General features: G+C 56.9%; 20 protein-coding genes and 1 other RNA gene. 15 read left to right on the top strand and 6 right to left on the bottom strand.

The genetic code is table 11. The features are described 5' to 3' along the window. Positions 1-18: 18 nt before the first annotated feature. The 5 genes from ftsL to rsmI form a co-directional block, all read right to left on the bottom strand. Positions 19-309 (bottom strand): cell division protein FtsL, encoded by a 291-nt coding sequence (gene ftsL / locus WEB54_RS10155; RefSeq protein ID WP_368054851.1) that lies wholly within the window; start codon positions 307-309, stop codon positions 19-21. A gap of 13 nt (positions 310-322) precedes the next feature. Continuing rightward, the gene (rsmH, locus tag WEB54_RS10150; RefSeq protein ID WP_368055390.1) at positions 323-1,264 is read right to left on the bottom strand and encodes a 16S rRNA (cytosine(1402)-N(4))-methyltransferase RsmH; all 942 of its coding nucleotides are present in this window, start codon (positions 1,262-1,264) and stop codon (positions 323-325) included. Further along, the gene (mraZ, locus tag WEB54_RS10145) at positions 1,261-1,716 is read right to left on the bottom strand and encodes a division/cell wall cluster transcriptional repressor MraZ (protein WP_368054855.1); all 456 of its coding nucleotides are present in this window, start codon (positions 1,714-1,716) and stop codon (positions 1,261-1,263) included. The genes rsmH and mraZ overlap by 4 nt, the downstream gene beginning before the upstream one ends. Positions 1,717-2,617: 901 nt before the next feature. After that, an RNA gene (gene rnpB / locus WEB54_RS10140) (RNase P RNA component class A) lies at positions 2,618-2,964 on the bottom strand. A 76-nt stretch (positions 2,965-3,040) separates the two neighbouring features. Further along, on the bottom strand, positions 3,041-3,898 hold the full coding sequence (rsmI, locus tag WEB54_RS10135) for a 16S rRNA (cytidine(1402)-2'-O)-methyltransferase (RefSeq protein WP_368054623.1): 858 nt from the start codon (positions 3,896-3,898) through the stop codon (positions 3,041-3,043). A 193-nt stretch (positions 3,899-4,091) separates the two neighbouring features. Here rsmI and WEB54_RS10130 point away from each other — a divergent pair, with 193 nt between their 5' ends. From WEB54_RS10130 to ppa, 7 genes are all read left to right on the top strand, one after another. Continuing rightward, on the top strand, positions 4,092-5,909 hold the full coding sequence (locus tag WEB54_RS10130; protein WP_368055389.1) for a penicillin-binding protein activator: 1,818 nt from the start codon (positions 4,092-4,094) through the stop codon (positions 5,907-5,909). Further along, positions 5,909-6,262 carry a YraN family protein gene (locus WEB54_RS10125; protein WP_368054627.1) on the top strand — a complete coding sequence of 118 codons (354 nt, stop codon included), beginning with the start codon at positions 5,909-5,911 and terminating at the stop codon, positions 6,260-6,262. The genes WEB54_RS10130 and WEB54_RS10125 overlap by 1 nt, the downstream gene beginning before the upstream one ends. Next, positions 6,262-6,858: an SIS domain-containing protein gene (locus tag WEB54_RS10120; RefSeq protein WP_368054629.1), complete on the top strand. Its 597-nt coding sequence runs from the start codon at positions 6,262-6,264 to the stop codon at positions 6,856-6,858. The genes WEB54_RS10125 and WEB54_RS10120 overlap by 1 nt, the downstream gene beginning before the upstream one ends. 1 nt (position 6,859) lies before the next feature. Further along, the gene (locus WEB54_RS10115) at positions 6,860-7,429 is read left to right on the top strand and encodes a BON domain-containing protein (protein WP_368054631.1); all 570 of its coding nucleotides are present in this window, start codon (positions 6,860-6,862) and stop codon (positions 7,427-7,429) included. A 159-nt stretch (positions 7,430-7,588) separates the two neighbouring features. Further along, entirely contained in the window at positions 7,589-8,488 is a 900-nt protein-coding gene (locus tag WEB54_RS10110; RefSeq protein ID WP_368054633.1) for a universal stress protein, read from the top strand. 116 nt (positions 8,489-8,604) lie between these two features. Further along, the gene (aroA, locus tag WEB54_RS10105; protein ID WP_368054635.1) at positions 8,605-9,891 is read left to right on the top strand and encodes a 3-phosphoshikimate 1-carboxyvinyltransferase; all 1,287 of its coding nucleotides are present in this window, start codon (positions 8,605-8,607) and stop codon (positions 9,889-9,891) included. A 119-nt stretch (positions 9,892-10,010) separates the two neighbouring features. Then, entirely contained in the window at positions 10,011-10,541 is a 531-nt protein-coding gene (gene ppa, locus WEB54_RS10100; RefSeq protein WP_368054637.1) for an inorganic diphosphatase, read from the top strand. Between the two features lie 73 nt (positions 10,542-10,614). On the opposite strand, the gene WEB54_RS10095 is transcribed toward ppa, so the two are convergent. Beyond that, positions 10,615-11,667 (bottom strand): DUF2333 family protein, encoded by a 1,053-nt coding sequence (locus WEB54_RS10095; protein WP_368054639.1) that lies wholly within the window; start codon positions 11,665-11,667, stop codon positions 10,615-10,617. Between the two features lie 359 nt (positions 11,668-12,026). On the opposite strand from WEB54_RS10095, the gene aroQ reads away from it, so the two are divergent. The 8 genes from aroQ to purH all read left to right on the top strand — a co-directional run bounded on the left by aroQ (position 12,027) and on the right by purH (position 20,228). Beyond that, complete coding sequence (gene aroQ / locus WEB54_RS10090; protein ID WP_368054641.1) at positions 12,027-12,467, top strand: type II 3-dehydroquinate dehydratase; 441 nt, start codon at positions 12,027-12,029, stop codon at positions 12,465-12,467. Between the two features lie 15 nt (positions 12,468-12,482). Continuing rightward, positions 12,483-12,938 carry an acetyl-CoA carboxylase biotin carboxyl carrier protein gene (gene accB, locus WEB54_RS10085; protein WP_368054643.1) on the top strand — a complete coding sequence of 152 codons (456 nt, stop codon included), beginning with the start codon at positions 12,483-12,485 and terminating at the stop codon, positions 12,936-12,938. Positions 12,939-12,949: 11 nt separating this feature from the next. Further along, positions 12,950-14,296: an acetyl-CoA carboxylase biotin carboxylase subunit gene (gene accC, locus WEB54_RS10080; RefSeq protein ID WP_368054645.1), complete on the top strand. Its 1,347-nt coding sequence runs from the start codon at positions 12,950-12,952 to the stop codon at positions 14,294-14,296. Between the two features lie 352 nt (positions 14,297-14,648). Further along, positions 14,649-15,542 carry a 50S ribosomal protein L11 methyltransferase gene (prmA, locus tag WEB54_RS10075; RefSeq protein ID WP_368054647.1) on the top strand — a complete coding sequence of 298 codons (894 nt, stop codon included), beginning with the start codon at positions 14,649-14,651 and terminating at the stop codon, positions 15,540-15,542. Between the two features lie 169 nt (positions 15,543-15,711). Then, positions 15,712-17,031 carry a DUF3426 domain-containing protein gene (locus tag WEB54_RS10070; RefSeq protein ID WP_368054649.1) on the top strand — a complete coding sequence of 440 codons (1,320 nt, stop codon included), beginning with the start codon at positions 15,712-15,714 and terminating at the stop codon, positions 17,029-17,031. 159 nt (positions 17,032-17,190) lie between these two features. Further along, the gene (gene dusB / locus WEB54_RS10065; protein WP_368054651.1) at positions 17,191-18,180 is read left to right on the top strand and encodes a tRNA dihydrouridine synthase DusB; all 990 of its coding nucleotides are present in this window, start codon (positions 17,191-17,193) and stop codon (positions 18,178-18,180) included. Next, complete coding sequence (gene fis, locus WEB54_RS10060) at positions 18,177-18,485, top strand: DNA-binding transcriptional regulator Fis (RefSeq protein WP_368054653.1); 309 nt, start codon at positions 18,177-18,179, stop codon at positions 18,483-18,485. The genes dusB and fis overlap by 4 nt, the downstream gene beginning before the upstream one ends. Positions 18,486-18,647: 162 nt before the next feature. Continuing rightward, positions 18,648-20,228: a bifunctional phosphoribosylaminoimidazolecarboxamide formyltransferase/IMP cyclohydrolase gene (purH, locus tag WEB54_RS10055; protein WP_368054655.1), complete on the top strand. Its 1,581-nt coding sequence runs from the start codon at positions 18,648-18,650 to the stop codon at positions 20,226-20,228. Positions 20,229-20,342: the final 114 nt, after the last annotated feature.

Raw genomic sequence — 20,342 nt, 5'->3', positions numbered from 1 at the left:
CCTTATTAATGACCTAACTCAATCTGTTTCTAGTTCGTTTCTATTCAGCCAGCGCATTTGCCCTGGCTCCGGTTCCGACATGCCCAGCTCATCGCGTGCCAGACGCTCAACCCGCGCCGGAGACGAAAAAGCACTTTCTTCCAGCAACAACCGCCCCCATTCTTCCTCTAACCGCCGCCCCTCCCGCCGCAGCGATTCCAACTGGGCAAACTGCACGCGGGTCTGGTAAGTCACCTGAATAACCCCAAAGGCAGATACCAGTACCGCAACCAGCAACCCCAGCGTTAACAGCCGGGCTGGCCAGGACATCACCCGACCTCCGTCACAGCTTTTCAGCAACCCGGAGGGTTGCACTGCGCGAGCGAATGTTGCCCTGAACTTCAGCCGCGCTGGCTTTTATTGGCTTACCTACTTTTTTCATGGTGCGCGGAATTTCAGCTTCGAGAATCGGCAACCCGGGCGGCAGTTCAGGGCCTTGTTCCTGCTCTCGAATAAATTGTTTAACCAAACGGTCTTCCAGGCTATGAAACGTAATCACCGCCAGGCGGCCGCCAGGTGCCAGCAACTCGACACAGTCCGCCAGCAACGCCTCAAGATCGGCCAGTTCAGCATTGATGTGGATGCGTATTGCCTGAAAGCTACGGGTGGCCGGATGCTTGTGTCGCTCCCAGGCCGGGTGCGCCTTCGACACAATATCCGCCAGCTGCAAGGTGGTTGTAATGGGCGCTTCACCCCGGGCGCGCACGATGGCGCGGGCTATGCGGCGGCTGTAGCGCTCATCGCCATAGCGAAACAGGACATTGGCCAGGTCGGCTTCACCGACATGCATCAGCCACTGCGCAGCGCTAACACCAGAGGTCGGATCCATGCGCATGTCCAGAGGGCCATCGGCGCGGAAACTAAAGCCCCGGCTGGCATCATCCAACTGCGGCGACGAAACACCCAGATCCAGCAAAATGCCGTTCACACGACCTGCGAGATCCCGCTGTTGCAACTGGGTTTTAAGGTCGGCAAAACTGGCGTGGCAAACACTGACCCGAGCGTCTTGCTCAGCCAGCTCATGGGCGGCGGCAATCGCCTGAGGGTCTTTATCAATAACAACCAACTGGCCGGTAGGGCCAAGCTGCTCCAGCAGCAAACGGCTGTGACCACCCCGCCCAAAAGTGCCATCCACATATACGCCGTCCGCCACCTGCAACGCCGCCACAGTCTCGTGCAGCAATACGGTGTCGTGACTGAATGTCTCGGCCGATGTCGGGGTCACAATGAAATTTGCTCCAATTCTTCAGTTAACAGGTCTTCGTCGCCAGCTTCATCCAGGTAGGCATCGCGTGTACGCGCCCACAATTCTTCCGACCACAATTCGAACTTATTACCCTGGCCCAGCAAAACGACTTTTTTATCCAGGCTGGCGTAATCCCGCAGCGGCGGCGGAATCAGCACACGGCCCGAACCGTCCATTTCAACATCAGTCGCATGACCCACGAGCAAACGCTGAATACGCCGGGCGGCCTTGTTAAAGCTGGACAGAGCGGTAATTTTCTCCTGGATGACCTCCCACTCATCCAGCGGGTAAATCAGCAAACAGCGGGCTTCGGTATCAATGGTGACGACTAACTGGCCTTCAGCAAGGGCCTGTAATACCGACCGGTAGCGACTGGGCACGGCGAGGCGTCCCTTGGCATCCAATGCCAGGGTATGCACTCCTCGGAGCATAATTGTGTCTGTTGCTCGTGCCATGGTGGTCGTAATCCGTTTTTTGATCTGTTTTCCCATCGGGTTGGATCGAGAGGCTTCCCGCCTACCTAAGGCTAAGGTGTAACTCGGGTAAAACCTCGCCTTTCAAACCCACTTTTTGCCACTTTTCTCCACATATTGACACTATAGGAGTCGCGCGACCCACAAGCAAGTGGTCACTAGCCTGGGAGCTACAGAAAAAACCACTAAAAACAGCAAGTTAGGAAATAGCGCACAATCTTGACCCTTAAAGTTAGTGATCACTAACACCCCAAACCCAAGCAAACAGACCAACTTGGCCGCTCAAGTTAAAGTGACACATTAAGTTAAAGATTATTTTTGAATATAAATGATGATATTTAGACTCAGAGGACATTAAAGAAGTAAAACAGCGATCGGATGTGAAACGGCGCACAGCCGCATCATTACTGGCTTTGCGGTTTGCTGACAAAGAACTGAGAGAAGAAAGGGAACTGAGCTCTTCGATGTAAAAATTAAACATCAAAAAGTTGCAGTCAGAAAAATTTTAGAAAGAGACTTGCATTGAGGGTTAAACAAATTAACGGAAATCTATTAATCAGTAGCATTTGATAGGACTGCATATGAATGCTTGAGCTTCCAAGGTGGTTTCGTCGCCTTCACCTAGTATCTATTTAAGGTGGCACCAAACCAGTGCAGGCTGCCGGGTTCACCTATTCGGGGGAGTCCGCAGCAGGGACTAAAACGCCGGGAGCGTTTTAGCATGAGCGCAGCGAGCCCGAAGGGTGAATCCCATGGATGGGATTCATATCCTGCGGCCTAGGCTGCAGGGATGGATTTACGCCGACCCCGAATAGGTGAACCCGGTGGTCTGCACGGTCCCTGCCTTGGAGGTAAAAAGAGTGCGAGTCAGCCGATAAGCCGGGTTCTGTCGTGGACAGTCATTCGTCTAGCCCTGCAGTCACCCGCAGGGTCAAGCAGCCTACCCGGTCCCGACGCGGGCCGCGCCTTAGTGGGACCCTATTTGGCCTTGCTCCAGGTGGGGTTTACCATCGCCAGCTCTGTTACCAGACCTGCGGTGCGCTCTTACCGCACCTTTTCACCCTTACCGCTCGCAAGCGAACGGCGGTTTCCTTTCTGCTGCACTTTCCGTCGGCTTTCGCCGCCCAGACGTTATCTGGCACCCTGCCCTATGGAGCCCGGACTTTCCTCTCCTTCTTTCGAAGCAGCGACTGCCTGGCCAACTCGCGGGGCGCACAATACGGGAAACCCGCCGAATCGCAAGTTTTTTGTTGTTTGAAACAGACACTGGCCGTCGACCCGGTCAGTCGGTCTGGTTCAACCCGGTAATCAGCTCATACCACTCTTTCTTGCGACCACCAATCAACGACACCATAGCCGCAGCCGCCTGCTTGGGGGGTAGCAACGGTGCCAGCACATTGGCCAGCTTGGCAGGATCCAGCCCGACCGACTGATCAGCACGGGTTTCACCTGCAACCATCACCACAAACTCTCCTTTACGCTGGTGTTCGTCCGCTTCGACCAGCGCCAGCACCTCGTCGAGCGTACCGCGCATCACCGTCTCGAACGTCTTGGTCAACTCCCGGGCTACCACGACACGTCGCTGCCCACCATAAACGGTCACCATATCACTCAGACTGGCCAGTATACGATGACTGCTTTCGTAGAAAACCAGGGTGTGCGGGCTATCGGCGCAGGCCTGCAACGTTTTCTGCCGGGCGGCTGATTTAGCGGGCAGAAACCCCTCAAAACGCCAGTGATCCGTGGGTAGCCCCGCGACGCTCAACGCCGTGATGACGGCGCTCACCCCCGGCACCGGGTGTACCGGAAAACCGGCATCCGCCACCGCCTGCACCAGGTGATAGCCCGGGTCAGAAATCAATGGCGTGCCTGCATCGCTGATCAGTGCGACCGACTGACCCTGCTCAAGTAAAGAAACAATAAAGTGTCCACGGTCGCGCTCGTTATGTTCGTGAACAGAAATAAGCCTGGGCGATGCGCCGAGATGATCCAGCAAGCGGCGACTATGGCGGGTGTCTTCCGCACAGCAGACATCGACCGACGACAACACCGTCACCGCCCGGCGCGTGATGTCATCAAGATTTCCGATGGGCGTGGCGACCACATAGAGTGCCGCAGGCAGGGTTGGATTGGCAGACATGAGACCTCGGTTAGACAATGCCACAGGCACGAAGGCGGCCAGTGAAAGCAGGAAACAGATACCCGGAGCACTTTACCAGAAGGGACGGACTCCGGCATATCCGATACTCACCGGCCAACGCCCTATTTCATCGTGACTTTATTCAGTAGAATGGCGTTCATCCATTGTAACCAGCGCCCGGTCCATGTTGAAAATGCCTATCACCAAAACTGCCCTGTCACTCTGCGCCTGGATTGCCGTCGCACTGTTGGCCGGTTGTGCCAGCCAGTCGACAACATCGGAATCATCATCGGATGAGTCTGCACAGACGGTCGATGGACTGGTCGATCAGCGCCTGCAACAAGCCCAGGCGCTACTCGAAGAACACCAGGTCAGCGAAGCCGAGATCGTACTCAGCGGCCTCCAGTTTTCCCAGTTAAGCACGGCACAGCGCACCTTGTACGCACAGTTAAGGGCAGAGCTGGCACTGAGCCTGGGCGATGGCAATGAAGCCCTCATCTGGCTCAGAGGCGAAAACGCCTCCCTGTTCGATGGGTTGCCAATGGAGCAGCAGAAAATTATCAGCCTGATGCGAGCGGAAGCCTACGAATATTCGGGTAACTTTTTATCAGGCGCACGTGAGCGCATTTTCCTGGCACCTGTGCTGGAAGACGATGACGCCCGCTTCAATAACGAACAAATCTGGTTCGACCTGCAGTTGGTGCCCGAGGAGTCCATTCGCAAACTGGCAGCCGCCGAATCAAGCCCCGACCTGACTGGTTGGCTGGAGCTGGCCCTAATTGCGCGTGATAACCCGGACGATTTACGCCGACAAGTGATCGCCATCGACGAATGGATCAACAGCCATCCCACTCACCCGGCCGCCCAGAATATTCCCGGTGATCTGGCTTTGCTGCGTCAGCTGGCCACCACTCAGCCACGTAACATCGCCGTGCTATTGCCGCTGTCCGGTCCACTGGAAATGGCAGGCAAGGCCATTCGCAGTGGGCTCCTGGCCGCCTGGTATGAGGCGAATATGGAAGAGGGCGAAGCACCCTCCCTGACCTTCTTCGATACCACTAAAAATGCCGATGCCTACAACACCTACAAGCAGGCCGTGTTCGAGGGTGCCGATCTGGTCATCGGCCCGCTCGACAAGAGCCGGGTTCAGCAACTGCAACAACAAACGGTTTTGTCGGTCCCCGTTCTGGCGCTTAACTACAGTGATCTCGCAGGCCGAGGTCCGTCCAACTTTTACCAGTTCGGGCTGGCACCGGAAGATGAGGCCAAACAGGTCGCCGCACAGGCCTGGCAACAGGGAAACCGCACCGCCATGGTGTTGGCACCCGACTCTGAATGGGGCCGCAAAGTCAGCGACACTTTTATCCGTAACTGGGAATCCCAGGGCGGACGCATAACCAGCAAATCGCTGTATACCCAACCCGATCAGTACCTCAATACCGTTCGCCGGGCACTCAATATTGACCAGAGCGAACGACGCATGCGCACGCTCGATGCACTGATTGAACGAGACATCCTGTTTGAACCGCGCCGACGCGAAGACATCGATATGATTTTCATGGTCGCCTTTCCCGCCCAGGCACGCCAGTTGAAACCCATGCTCAACTTCCAGTACGCCTCGGACATACCCGTCATGGCCACCTCTCACCTGTACGACGGGACCCGCAACACCAGTCGAGATCAGGATCTGAACGGCGTCGCCTTCGTCGAAATGCCCTGGGAACTGCGCAATAACCCGATCAAACAGAAAGTGCAAACCGCCTTTAATGAACAGTTCGCGGGCTTTGACTCACTGGTAGCACTGGGCGTCGATAGCTACCGTCTCTACCCGCGTCTGCCACAATTGCAGCAGTTTCCCGACACCCGTGTGTACGGCGTTACCGGCACCTTACGGCTTGATGCGCGCCAGCGCATCGAGCGTGAGTTGAGCTGGGCTCAATTTAGTAACGGTGAAGCCCGTGCCGGTTCCGGGCTGGTAAATGTGCTCAATCCGTCCGGCATCACACCCTGATGGTATGGCGTCCGGTTAAAGGCGGCGATGCGGAAGACCAGGCTCATGACTGGTGCCAGCGACAGGGCTGGACCGTCCTGTCGCGCAATTATCAGGTAAAAGTGGGCGAAATCGACCTGATTTGCCGCGATGGCGACACCCTGGTGTTTGTGGAAGTCCGGCAACGTCGCAATGAACGTTTTGGCTCCGCCAGCGCCAGTGTGACGCCAGCCAAGCAAAAGAAGCTGATCCGGGCGGCGCAATGGTATTTGCAGTCGAATCCGAGCCAGGCCCGTAGCGGCGCCCGTTTTGATGTACTCGCACTCGATAAAAACAACACCATCCACTGGATAAAAGGAGCCTTTGCGGCCTGATGATGGAGCCCAATGACATTCTCTACGAACACATTGGCCAGAGCCTCGAAACGTTTCAATGGGTGGCCGAACAACTGGACGAACTGCTGCACCACGGCGCCGACCTGCTGACCGAAGCCCTGCTCAACGACGGCAAGATACTGGTGTGCGGTATGGGCAGTTCTGCAGCTCTGGGCCAGGGTTTCGCCACCGGCATGCTCAGTCGCTTCGACCGGGAACGTCCGGGGCTGCCGGTACTGGCACTGTCGGGCGACGGTTCACTGATGAGCGGCATCAGTTACGACACCAATCCCAACGACATCTTTGCCCGGCAAGTCCGCACGCTCGGGCATGAACAGGATGTCTTGCTGGCGATTTCTGCCTCAGGCAAGGCCCCTGCGGTTATCAAAGCGGTGCAGGCTGCCCACGATATGGGTTTGTGCGTTGTTGCACTAACCGGGCCGGACGGTGGTGACATCGCCACCCTGCTGGAAGAGAATGATGTTGAACTCAGTGTTTCCGGCGCCACCAATACCAGTCTACAGCTAACCCATCACTTGATACTGAATTGCCTGGGTGCATTGATCGAACATCAATTATTTGGAAGTGAGCTCTGATATGAAACTCCCTGTTATCGTCATTATGTCCGGTTTTCTCGCCCTCAGCGGCTGCGCAAACCTTATCGGCAGCGCTACCGACGAGCCCATCGTTCCCGACACCGAAGGTCGCAGCATGGGCCAGGTGATTGACGACAACAGTCTTGCCACACGCCTGTCTGTAAACCTCGGGAAAGCCGACCAGCGCTTCAGCCAGAGCCGTATCGGCATTCATGTAAACAGTGGCCTGGTGTTGCTGGTCGGCCAGGTACCGAGCACAGAGCTGGTGGCCCGAGCTACCCAGGTCGCTCGGACCGACCCCCAGGTCGAGGCGGTACACAACCACCTCTCAGTCAAGGCACCCATTTCTGCTGGTGTACGCACCAACGACTCCTGGCTCGAGGTCAAGGTGAAATCCAGAATGTTCACCACGGACGAATTTGCCTCTTCCAACGTCAACATCGTGGTAGAAGAAGGTGTTGTGTATTTGCTCGGCCGGGTAACCCGCGACACCGCACAGCAAGCCGTCACCATTGCTTCGGAAGTATCGGGCGTGCAAAAAGTTGTGACTGTTTTCACTCCGGCCGACTGATCGTCGGGTGCCCTACTGGTCATTGTATACGCCGGTTGTTGCAGGCGCCCATTGCTGTAAAGTCACCGCAAGCGGATTCATTTAGTTTAGACACCGCAAAGACAAGCTCGACATCTGCGTCTAAGCTTACTCTTGAACCGACCTTGTGAGGATCTGGCCATGTTTAAACACAAACACATTATTGTTTTGATTGACCCGGCCGAAGACAGTGCACTGGCGGTCAGCAAGGCCAGCCGTCTGGCGCGTCTTGACGATGCGCATCTTACCCTGTTCGCCTGCGGCTACAATGCCAGCCTGGCCTCGAACCACCCGCTTAATCCCGAAACGTCCGAAAAAGCCCAGAAAGCCTATATGCATCGCATGATGGAAGGGCTGGAAACCATTGCCGACATCGCCCGAAATGAGGCCGTCGAGGTCTCGCTGGAAGGTATCTGGGACAAACACGCTGGCACGGCCTTGCTGAACTATCTGGCCGAACATCCGACCGATATGGTGATAAAGGCCACTCACCATCAAAACGTGATTCAGCGGACGTTTTTCAGCCAGACCGACTGGGAACTGATTCGTCATTGCCCGGTACCGCTGTTGCTCACCAAAGCGAACGCCTGGGGTGACCCGGTGCGTCTCACCGCCGCCGTCGACCCGGTGCAAGCGAACGACAAACCCGACACCCTCGATGAACACATCGTTCGCTGGGGCAAGGATTTTGGCAAACACCTGAATGGGCGTCTGGAACTGCTGCACGTGTACGACCCCACACCCCTGCTCATTTACCTCGACCAGCCAACCATCGACAGTGCCGACATCAGCGAAGAAATTCGCGAACAGCATGAGCAGGCGCTGCATCAACTGGCGGATCAACACCAGATTGACCGGGACCATACCGTCCTCGAAACCGGCTCAACGCTAACCGTCATTCCCGAATACCTGCACCAGGCCAATGTCGACATGGTCATCATGGGTGCCGTTGCGCGCAGTGGACTGGAACGCTGGCTACTGGGCCATACCGCCGAAAAAATACTGGACCGGATTACCGTCGACATCCTGATCGTCAAATAAGGGGCAACCCCGCCGCCTAAATGTGCAACACACTCTTTCAGTGCGTTGCACTGGATGCAAGACCACCCCAAGCTGACGTACAATAACCGCCCGATTTCTTCAGCGTACGGATGGCTATGCAAACTCTGACCCTTCCCCGATTGCGACAGGCACGCGGCATCGTTCAAATTCCGGGCTCCAAAAGCCTGTCCAACCGAATCTTGCTGCTGGCGGCTCTGTGCAAGGGAACCACCCGGGTCAGTAACCTGCTGGTCAGTGACGACATCCGGTACATGCTCGACGCCCTGTACGAACTTGGCATCCCCTACTACCTGAGCGACGATGGCACCGAGTGCCGGGTGGTAGGCCAGGCGGGTGAACTGGCCCGGGGTCAGGTTCTGACCTTGTTCCTCGGTAACGCAGGAACCGCGATGCGGCCCCTGGCAGCGGCCCTCTGCGTCGGCTCGGGCGAATTTGAACTGACCGGTGAGCCGCGCATGGCCGAGCGTCCGATTGGAGATCTCATCGATGCGTTAACACCCCTTGGCGCCCAGGTGACCTACCTCGGTCAACCGGGGTTTCCACCGCTGCACATTGAATCACAACCGCTGCACGGCGGTACCGTTAGTATCGATGGCAGCATTTCCAGCCAGTTCCTCACGGCCCTGCTGATGACCGCGCCATTACTGACCGAAGACCTCACCATTAAGGTCACTGGCGAACTGGTATCCAAACCCTATATCGACATTACTCTGAACGTCATGCAGCAGTTTGGGGTAACCGTCGAGAACAACCATTACCAGTCCTTCCATATCAGTGCCGACCAGACCTACGTCAGCCCGGGCCGCATCATGGTTGAAGGCGATGCGTCCAGTGCCAGCTACTTTCTGGCAGCGGGCGCCATTGGCGGCGGGCCGGTTCGGGTAGAGGGCACCGGCACCGCCTCGGTGCAGGGCGATGCCCGCTTCGCCGAGGTGCTCGAACAGATGGGGGCCAACGTCACCTGGGATGAGCACTGGATCGAAGTCAGCCAGGGCGGGCCGCTCAAGGCCGTCGATGTGGATCTGAATCATATTCCCGATGCCGCCATGACCATTGCCACCACGGCGCTGTTCGCCGAGGGCACGACGCGCATTCGTAACATTTATAACTGGCGGGTAAAGGAAACCGACCGGCTTTCAGCCATGGCCACCGAGTTGCGCAAACTCGGCGCCAATGTCGATGAAGGCGAGGACTACATTGCTATTACCCCACCCAAAACCCTGCAATCAGCTGCCATCGACACCTACAACGACCATCGCATCGCCATGTGTTTTTCACTGGCCGCGTTTGGCGATGCCGACATCACCATCAATGACCCGGGCTGCACCTCAAAAACCTTTCCGGACTATTTTGAACGCTTTACCAGCATTACCCATAGCTAATGCGACCATGGTAAGGCTGCAAAGCCGCGCGCCAGCCCCTATAATGGCGCGCACAATATTTTGACTCAGGCCGCCTGAACCCGGGCGGTTCCATTGATTTGACCCAGGAGGCCCGCCTCATGAGCTATAACCAGATCCCGGCCGGGAAAGACCTGCCCAACGACGTCTATGTTGCCATAGAAATTCCCGCCAACAGCAGCCCGATCAAATACGAAATCGACAAGGATTTCGACGCCCTGATGGTCGACCGCTTCATGGCCACACCGATGTTCTACCCGGCCAACTATGGCTACATCCCCAACACCCTGGCCGACGATGGCGACGCGGTAGACGTATTGGTCGTCACGCCTTATCCGGTGGTGCCAGGCAGTGTCATTCGCGCCCGCCCGGTAGGTGTTCTGGAAATGACCGATGAAGCCGGCTCCGATGCCAAAGTCGTCGCCGTGCCGCACAGCAAGCTCAGCGCGCTGTACGACGACGTTCAGGAAGTGACTGACCTGCCTGCCCTGCTGCTGGAACAGATCAAGCATTTCTTCGAGAACTACAAGGATCTCGAGAAAGGCAAATGGGTGAAAGTGGAAGGCTGGGCCAATGCAGCACGCGCCAAAGAGATTATTGTTGAAGCGGCCAACGCCTACGACAAGCAATAAACCAAACCGGTTAGCGTGTCATTAAAAAAGCCGGGATCACAGTCCCGGCTTTTTTGTGCTCGCCCAAGAAGATTTAGCCGCTGGCCATTAATTCACGCAAATCCGCCAGAGCGGCATTGGCCCGGGAAATGTAATTGGCCATCACCAGCGAATGGTTAGCCAGAATGCCAAAGCCACTGCCGTTCAGCACCATGGGGGAGAACACCATCCGCTGCGTTCCCTCCAGTTCACGGATCACCTGCTGCAAACTGACCCGAGCGTTCTTGTTATCCAGAATCGAGCCAAAATCAGCTTCAATGGCCTTCAGGATATGCAACAAGGCCCAGGCGGAACCCCGGGCTTCATAAAAGACATTGTCCACCTGCAGACGAGGTGTTTTGACAATTTGCTCTTCATTATTGATCAGTTCGGCCGATACCTGGGGGTTAAGCATCTCGTTAGAGCTTACGCTGCGCTGGCCCACTGACGAACTCAGACGTTGCGACAGAGAGCCCAGGCGGGTCTCCACATCCTCCAGCCAGCGATTCAGGTTATCGGCCCGGGCATAGAACTGAGCCCGGGTATTCTCGGGGTCAGACAGTCGCAGCATATAGGCGTCGATAAAATTCAGCCCGCGCCGATACTCACTTTCGGTGGAGGGCAACATCCAGCTGTTGTGGTCAAAGTGAAACAGTGGCTCGGCTCGGGCCAGATCCGGATCTTCGGTTGACTGCGACTGGGAGCGACTCATGTCCCGACGCATGGCACGGCTAAGATCCCGCACCTGAATGATCACACCAAACTCCCAGCTCGGCATGTTGTCGAGCCACAATGAAGGCGGTGTTACGTCATTGGACAAATAACCCCCGGGTTTTTCCAGCACCACGGTCATCAGCTCTCTGAGTGTATAGGTCGTGGTGTACCCCACGACCAACTCATGACCGTTCTCACTGGCATGGCGCTCCGCCAGGGCGACCACATCCCGCTCGCTGGGCTCATTACTCCAGAACCAGCCCAGCAGAACCAGACCTAAAAACACCACAATTACCGCCAGGCCCAACCAGCGGCTTGAACGACCGGTCAGTCGAAATCGGCCAAGTCCGCGACCTAACCCTGCTCTCATGCGCGACCATCGTTCACGAATCATATGTCTTAACTCCCTGCTTACGATGTTATTAACGTTCTATGCTTTGAACGTTGGGAAATGTGAAACCATTTCATCCAGCTTAGTCATCCGCTCACCCGAAACCAAGGGATGAAGGTCACAAATGCAATAAAGCGGAGAGATCGCCTTTGCCCCGACGGACTGGACAGCGCCTGAAATGCACGAAAAGCGTGGAAAGGCAGGCATTTAATGATATAAATTCACAACTAAAATTCGTCGATTCAGTTGTTCGACGAATTTAACAGCACTATCGTCTACATTTCCGGACAAATTCCCGGACATAGGTCGATTCACCGCATACACTTACCTCCGGACCAACAGGCAAGGACATACAGGTACTCATGGCGCAATTACTGCTGCTCAATGGCCCCAACCTCAATTTACTGGGCACGCGAGAGCCCGAGGTTTACGGGCATACTACCCTCAACGATATTGAACAGTCGATGACGCGCTCCGCCGCCGACCTCGGCCACAGCCTGGCGTGTTGCCAAAGCAATCATGAAGGCGTACTGATCGACCGGATACACAAAGCACGAGACGAGCAGGTCGACTTTATTCTGATCAACCCCGGAGCCTTCACCCATACCAGTGTAGCGCTGCGCGATGCACTGGCCGGTGTTGCCATACCCTACATCGAATTGCACCTGTCCAATGTGCATGCCCGCGAACCCTTCAGACATCAATCGTATCTTTCCGGCCAGGCGGTCGGGGTAATATGTGGATTTGGAGCGCACAGCTATGAACTCGCTTTGCACGCCGCCCATCAACAGTTAACGCACTGATTAAAGGAACCCATTATGGATATTCGCAAGGTCAAAAAACTGATCGAACTGCTGGAAGAATCCGGCATCGATGAAATTGAGATCACCGAAGGTGAAGAAGCCATTCGCATCAGCCGAACCTCTCACAGCCTGCCGCCGCAGCAAATGCATTACGCGGCAGCACCGGCCCAAATGGCAGCACCTGCCCCCGCACCAGCCCCGGCCCCGGCTGAACCCAGCGCTCCCGCCGAACCGGCAGGCCATGCGTTACGCTCCCCAATGGTCGGCACTTTCTATCGTGCACCCTCACCGACCAGTCCCAACTTCGTTGAAGTCGGTCAGCAGGTGAAGCAGGGTGACACCATTTGCATCGTCGAGGCGATGAAGATGATGAACCAGATCGAAGCCGAAAAGAGCGGCACGGTAGAAGCGATTCTGGTGGAAAACGGTCAGCCGGTCGAATTTGACCAACCCCTGATCACCATTAGCTAACGAGGCCTGTCATGCTTAAGAAAGTCCTGATTGCTAACCGTGGCGAGATTGCCTTGCGCATCCTGCGGGCTTGCAAAGAGCTGGGCATTCAAACGGTGGCGGTGCATTCTGTCGTCGACCGTGAGTTGAAGCACGTGAAACTCGCCGACGAGTCGGTGTGTATTGGCCCGAATGCTTCCTCAGCCAGCTACCTCAACATTCCCGCCCTGATCGCCGCAGCGGAAGTCACCGATGCCGACGGCATCCACCCCGGGTACGGCTTTCTGGCCGAACGGGCTGACTTCTGTGAGCAGGTTGAAAAGTCTGGTTTTACCTTTATCGGCCCCTCGTCCGATGTCATTCGGCTGATGGGCGACAAGGTTTCAGCCATTGAAGCCATGAAAAAAGCCGGGGTTCCAACGGTACCCGGATCCGATGGCCCGTTGACCGACGACACTGAGAAATGCCTGGCCATGGGTCGCCACGTGGGCTACCCGGTGATCATCAAGGCAGCTGCCGGTGGCGGTGGCCGCGGTATGCGGGTCGTTCACGCTGAAAAAGACCTGCTGAACGCTATCCAGGTCACCCAAAACGAAGCGGCTGCAGCCTTCGGTGACGGTACGGTCTACATGGAAAAATTCCTGCAGAATCCGCGTCACGTCGAAATTCAGGTGCTGGCCGACACCCACGGCAACGCCATTCACCTTGGCGATCGTGACTGCTCATTGCAGCGACGCCATCAGAAGGTTATGGAAGAAGCCCCGGCGCCTCTCATTGAACCGGCGGCACGCGCCAAAGTGCAAAAGGCCTGCGTGGATGCCTGCATCGAAATTGGTTATCGGGGCGCTGGCACCTTCGAATTTTTGTACGAAGATGGCAACTTCTACTTTATTGAAATGAACACCCGCGTCCAGGTTGAGCATCCGGTCACCGAAATGGTTACCGGGGTGGACATTATCAAGGAGCAGTTGCGCATTGCCTCCGGCGAATCCTTGTCGTATCGCCAGGATGAGATTCACATCAAAGGCCATGCGTTTGAATGCCGGATCAACGCCGAAGACCCGCGTACCTTCATGCCCAGCCCGGGCAAGATAACCCAGTTCCACCCACCCGGTGGCCTGGGTGTGCGCTGGGATTCACACATTTACTCCGGCTACACCATTCCGCCATTCTACGACTCGATGATCGGCAAGCTGATCACCCTGGCAGACGACCGGCCCCAGGCGCTGGCACGGATGAAGTCGGCACTGGATGAACTGGTCATCGCTGGCATCAAGACCAACACCCCATTGCAAATGGACCTGGTACGTGACCCCGGTTTTGCACGCGGTGGCGTCAACATCCACTACCTCGAACACAAGCTGGCCGACGAGCAGTAATTTTGCCCTAGCACGCCGTTAAAAAGCCGGGCATCGCCCGGCTTTTTAATAACTCGAGTTTCGGAGTTCGCCGATAAGACTAGCAGCGGGTGCCGGATATGCCCCTGTGGGAAAGTCCGCAGCATGGATGTTGCGGCCTAGGCTCCACGGACGGATCTACGCCGACCCCACAGGGGCATATCCGGTAGCCGGTGCGGGCCACGACCGAACTCCGAAACTTGAGTTATTAAGCGGGTGATACCAGGAAAGATCCGCAGTTATCACCTTGAGCTAAACCGGATTGTCCGTCTGGTGTACACTCTTACAGCAAGTCACCCTCTATCACGATGCATCCACTTGCACAGGATCTACCATGCCCTGGTTACAAATCAAAATCCCCACCTCGCCGGACCACACCGACGCACTGGAAGACGCGCTGCTGTTGGCTGGCTGCCAGGCGGTAACCCTGGTCGACACAGAAGACCAGCCGGTTTTCGAGCCGATTCGCGGCACTACGCCCTTGTGGCAACACACAACGATACAGGGGCTGTTCGATCACCAGCTGGATGCCGACGCGCTGGTAAATCGTATGCAGCAGGCTATGTGCGCCCTGAACATTGACGCCCGGGGTCCGATCGTCACCGAGATTCTGGAAGACAAAGACTGGGAACGCAGTTGGATGGACAATTTCAAGCCCATCGCCTGCGGCGACCGCCTGTGGATTTGCCCGTCCTGGCTGGAGCCACCCAACCCAGCAGCCATCAACTTGCGACTGGACCCCGGCCTGGCCTTTGGCACCGGCACTCACCCTACGACCTACCTGTGCCTGACATGGCTCGACCGGAACACCCAGCCTGGTGATACCGTGCTGGATTATGGCTGCGGCTCCGGCATTCTGGGTCTGGCCTCCCTGTTGCTCGGTGCGTCCCGCATGGATGGGCTCGACATCGACCCTCAGGCGCTCGACGCGACCCGGGCCAATGCGGAGAACAATGCTATCGACCCATCCCGCTACCGAGTCATGCTCGACGACCGTGATCTCGTCGACCAATACGACCTGATCGTCGCCAACATACTGGCCGGGCCTCTGTGCGATCTGTCATCAGCGATCTGTCAGCGCCTTCGGCCCGGCGGGCGAATCGCTCTTTCCGGTATTCTGGAGCATCAGGCCGATGCCGTACGCACGGCCTATACGCCCTGGATCGACTTTGAGCCCCCGGCAAGCCATGATGGCTGGGTTCGATTGAATGGAGAACGTCGCAATTAGCGGCTGGGCGAGCCCAGTGTGAAGGCGGTATATTGTTATCTGTTGGCGCCTTTCTTACACTACCAGACCGTTTGCATTACCGGACGGAACAACAATGCCCTGCCGGTTACTCATCGGGTGGCCAAAACAGGGCCTAATCGCGCATGGATGCCAGGAATCATAGTTAGCAATGGCTGAAACTTTTATTACACAGTGCCCACACTGCGGCACCTCATTTCGCGTCAGCGACGAACAACTGTCCATTGCCAATGGCTCTGTGCGCTGTGGCGCCTGCCTTCAGGTGTTCAGCGCTCGCAAACACATTGTTACCGCAGCCGTTGCGAAAAAACCCGCCACCCGGCCAACCCCACAAAAACAGGCCAGAACCCAACAGACATCCGCGCCGAAAGCCGCTGCTGCACCCAAGCCAGCATCAACACCACCGACATCAAAACCCAAGCCAACCGCTCCCTCTCGTTTCGCGGCCGATGAAGATGCCGATGCCGATTTCCTGTTTGCAGACGACCCAGAGGAAGATCAGGAGTACGTTTTTCAGGACAGCGATGACGACCTGTATGACCAGGAAGATGACGATTCCGAACTGGATGATTTGAGTGACTCCTTCATCAGTCTAAGTAACCCGAGTGGTGATCGGAGCAAAGAGGCCAATCCGTTTCAGCGCGAGAGCGATCTCGACAAAGACGTCCTCGATGATCCTGAATCGGCCGACGAGAGTTGGGCTGAATCGATCCTTGAAGAGCAGGAGCGTGAAGAATCCCGGGAGAGCCGACGCCAGAAAAAAACAAGTTTCGTCAGCAAACCGATCTCAGACACCCGGCCCGCCAAGCCAAAAAACAATCAGGCACAACCGGCCTGGTCGCTTGATGATTCAGGAGACGATGATTTCAATTCGGTCGACTTCGGTGGCACCGACCGGCGGGCCAAAGGCACGTCTACGGCGTCGTCGGTCGTTCGCCAGTTGAATCACGATATTGATCTGGATTTCAACGCCGAAGACCGGCTCGCCCGCTGGCGCTGGCTGGGCGTGGTGTTCATTATGCTGTTGATGGCTGTTCTGACCGCCCAGTTTGCCTGGGTACAACGGGACACCTACGCCAAGATGGATCAGTGGCGTGGCCTGTACCAGAGTGCCTGTGACGTACTGGGCTGCACCTTGCCGGACCAGGAAGACATTGACCTGATTCGCACCTCCAACGTCCTGATCCGTGATCACCGGGCACTGGATGAGGTGAAATTACTGGACGCTGTACTAACCAACCGTGCCGCCTTCCGACAACCTTTCCCGATGCTGATATTGCAATACACCGACGTCAATGGAGATCTCGTTGCCGACCAGTCATTCACTCCGGAACAATACCTGCGCGGCGAACTGACCGGTACGCGGCTGATGCCCGTCAACACACGGATTTATGTATCGCTGCCGATTCGCGACCCCGGTACCCGGGCGGTCAATTACCAGCTTGTACTGGCGCCCGCTGGAACAGGCTAATGACGGCCTAGGAGTCTGTCGGACTCCTAGAGACTTCCAGAGCGCAATGGGGCCTTCGGTCCCATTTTCTGAAAAGAAACCGATTGTCAATCTTTCATCTCAACGCCAGAGCCAGTATCATTCCCCGCCCTTGAGCTGAGCAATTTTTAACCGATTACTGTGTTTTCCATCGGCCCCTACACCATTTCACAACCGACTGTCCTCGCGCCAATGGCCGGGGTAACCGATCGACCCTTTCGCACGCTGTGCCGGTCGCTGGGTGCGGGACTGGTCGTATCTGAAATGGTGACCAGCGACACCCGTTTGTGGAACAGCAACAAGTCACGCTGGCGGCTGGATCATCAGGGAGAGGAAGGCCCGGTCAGCGTCCAGATTGCTGGCGGCGACGCTGGCATGATGGCCCAGGCGGCACAAGCCAATGTGGCCCGGGGTGCTCAGATTATAGACATCAATATGGGATGTCCGGCTAAAAAAGTCTGTAACAAGGCCGCTGGTTCCGCCCTGATGCGCGATGAAGGCCTGGTCAGAGACATACTGACCGCCGTCGTCAATGCCGTCGATGTGCCGGTAACGCTGAAGATTCGCACCGGCTGGTCTGCCGATCAGCGCAATGCCGTGGCCATCGCACGGATGGCAGAAGACCTGGGCATCGCCCTGTTATCGGTTCATGGACGGACCCGGGCTGACGCTTTCAAGGGCGTAGCCGAGTACGACACCATCGCCAACGTAAAGCAGGCGGTGCGGATACCGGTACTGGCTAATGGCGATATCGACAGCCCGCAGCAGGCCGCGAAGGTGCTGTCAGTCACTGCAGCTGATGGCGTGATGATCGGTCGGGCGGCCCAGGGAAATCCCTGGATATTCCAGGCCATCAATCATTTCCTGGCGACCGGCGAACAGTTGCCTGAACCCGGTCTGGAGACAGTTGCCGCCACGCTGAGCCAGCATGTTCAGGCACTGCATCGATTTTATGGGGACCACATGGGTGTGCGCATCGCCCGGAAGCACGTGGGCTGGTATCTCAAAGCCCAGGGTGTCGACCGGACCTCACTCTCAGCATTCAATCACCTGGAGCAACCGCGTGAGCAGCTTCAGGTTATAGCCACCCTTTTTCAACGTTTGACATCGTTAAAGGATACAGCAGCATGAACCTCGACCCCGTTGCCCAGGACCCTCAGCGCCCTGATTTAAAAGACTCATTGCACATTCACTCCTCGGCCGACAACCCACAGACCCTGCGTGACAGCGTTGAAATTGCCATGCGCAACTATTTCGCACACCTCGAAGGCCAGGACGTCGCCAACGTCTACCAAATGGTGATGAGTGAAGTGGAAGCGCCCATGCTGGAGGCCGTTATGCGCTTCAGCCGGGACAACCAGACCAAAGCCAGCCGGGTACTCGGCCTCAACCGGGGTACGCTGCGCAAAAAATTGAAGCAGTACGGACTGCTCTGATATCTAAAAAGGCGACCCTGAGTCGCCTTTTTGCATTTCGGACAACCGGTTTTTGACCAGTTGCACCAGATTTACCATCACCGACTTTATTTTGACTGAAACCGGCCCATCCCAGCACCGTACCTGCCGGTGTGAGCCACCGACTGATCGTTCGAGGATCCCATGACCAAAACGCCACAACGCGCCCTGATCAGCGTCTCCGACAAAACCGGTATTGTCGACTTTGCCCGCGCACTCAACCAGCGCGGCGTCGAATTACTGTCCACTGGGGGCACCTTTCGTCTGCTGACCGACGCCGGTGTTCCGGTAACCGAAGTATCCGCCCACACCGGCTTCCCGGAAATGATGGACGGTCGGGTCAAAACCCTGCACCCGAAGATTCACGGCGGCATACTGGGGCGGCGCGGTCAGGACGACGCAGTGATGAGCGAACACGGCATCGACGCCATTGATCTGGTCGTGGTCAACCTGTATCCCTTTGCCGATACCGTCAGCCGGGACGACTGCACCCTGGCCGATGCCATTGAAAACATCGACATCGGCGGCCCGACCATGGTGCGCTCGGCCGCCAAGAACCATGCGGATGTGGCCATTGTGGTCAACACAGATGATTACTCTGCCATTCTGAGTGAATGGGATGCCACGGGTGGCCTGTCGCATTCAACCCGCTTCCGGCTGGCTCGCTCCGCTTTTGAGCACACCGCCGCCTACGATGGCATGATCGCCAACTACCTGGGCCGCATTGAACTCGAGACCGACCCGGCCAGCGTTCCGGAAAAAGCCGACTTCCCGCATACCTACAATCAACAGTGGCAGCTAAAAGACGTCATGCGCTACGGTGAAAACCCGCACCAGAAAGCGGCGTTTTATGTAGACGCCGAGACACCCGAAGCCAGCGTTGCCACCGCCACCAGCCTGCAGGGCAAAGCGCTGAGCTACAACAACATTGCCGATACCGATGCCGCCCTGGAATGCGTTAAACGCTTCGCTCAACCGGCCTGTGTCATCGTCAAGCACGCCAACCCCTGCGGTGTGGCCGTCGCAGACACTCAATTGGCAGCCTACGAACGCGCTTTCCAAACCGACCCGACCTCAGCCTTTGGCGGCATCATCGCGTTCAACCGGGAACTCGACGCCACCACCGCCCGTGCCATCGTCGACCGTCAATTCGTTGAAGTCATCATCGCACCCTCGGTCAGCGCCGAAGCCGCCTCCATTGTGGCCGCCAAACCGAATGTTCGCCTGCTCAGCAGCGGCGTCTGGGGCTCTGCCCTGCCCGGTTTTGACTTCAAACGCGTTAACGGTGGCCTGCTCATTCAGGATCGGGATCTGGGCGAGGTAACGGCCGATGAATTCAGACTGGTTACGCAAACAGCCCCAACGCCTGAACAACTGCAAGACCTGCAATTTGCCTGGTCGGTGTGCAAGTTTGTTAAATCCAACGCCATTGTCTACGCCAAAGACGGCCAGACGGTCGGTATCGGTGCTGGCCAGATGAGCCGGGTTTACAGCGCCAAAATCGCCGGTATCAAGGCCGCCGATGAAGGGTTGCATATCTCCGGTTCGGTGATGGCATCCGACGCCTTTTTCCCGTTCCGCGATGGTCTCGACCAGGCCGCCGAGATGGGCGTAAAAGCCGTCATTCAACCGGGCGGCAGTATGCGCGACGACGAAGTCATCGCCGCCGCAAACGAGCATGGCATCGCCATGGTACTGACCGGCATGCGCCATTTCCGCCACTGACACCGGCTCAGCTCGGTAACGCAAGTTTCGGAGTTCGCTAGCAAAAGTTCAGCACCGGCTGCCAGGTAGGGCTATCGAGGGTGGTCCGCAGCAGGGATGCTGCGGTCCAGGCCC

Origin of the sequence: Saccharospirillum sp. (assembly GCF_040881935.1) — a bacterium.
Classification (GTDB): Bacteria; Pseudomonadota; Gammaproteobacteria; order Pseudomonadales; family Natronospirillaceae; genus Saccharospirillum.
This window is presented reverse-complemented; position numbering and strand designations above follow the sequence as displayed.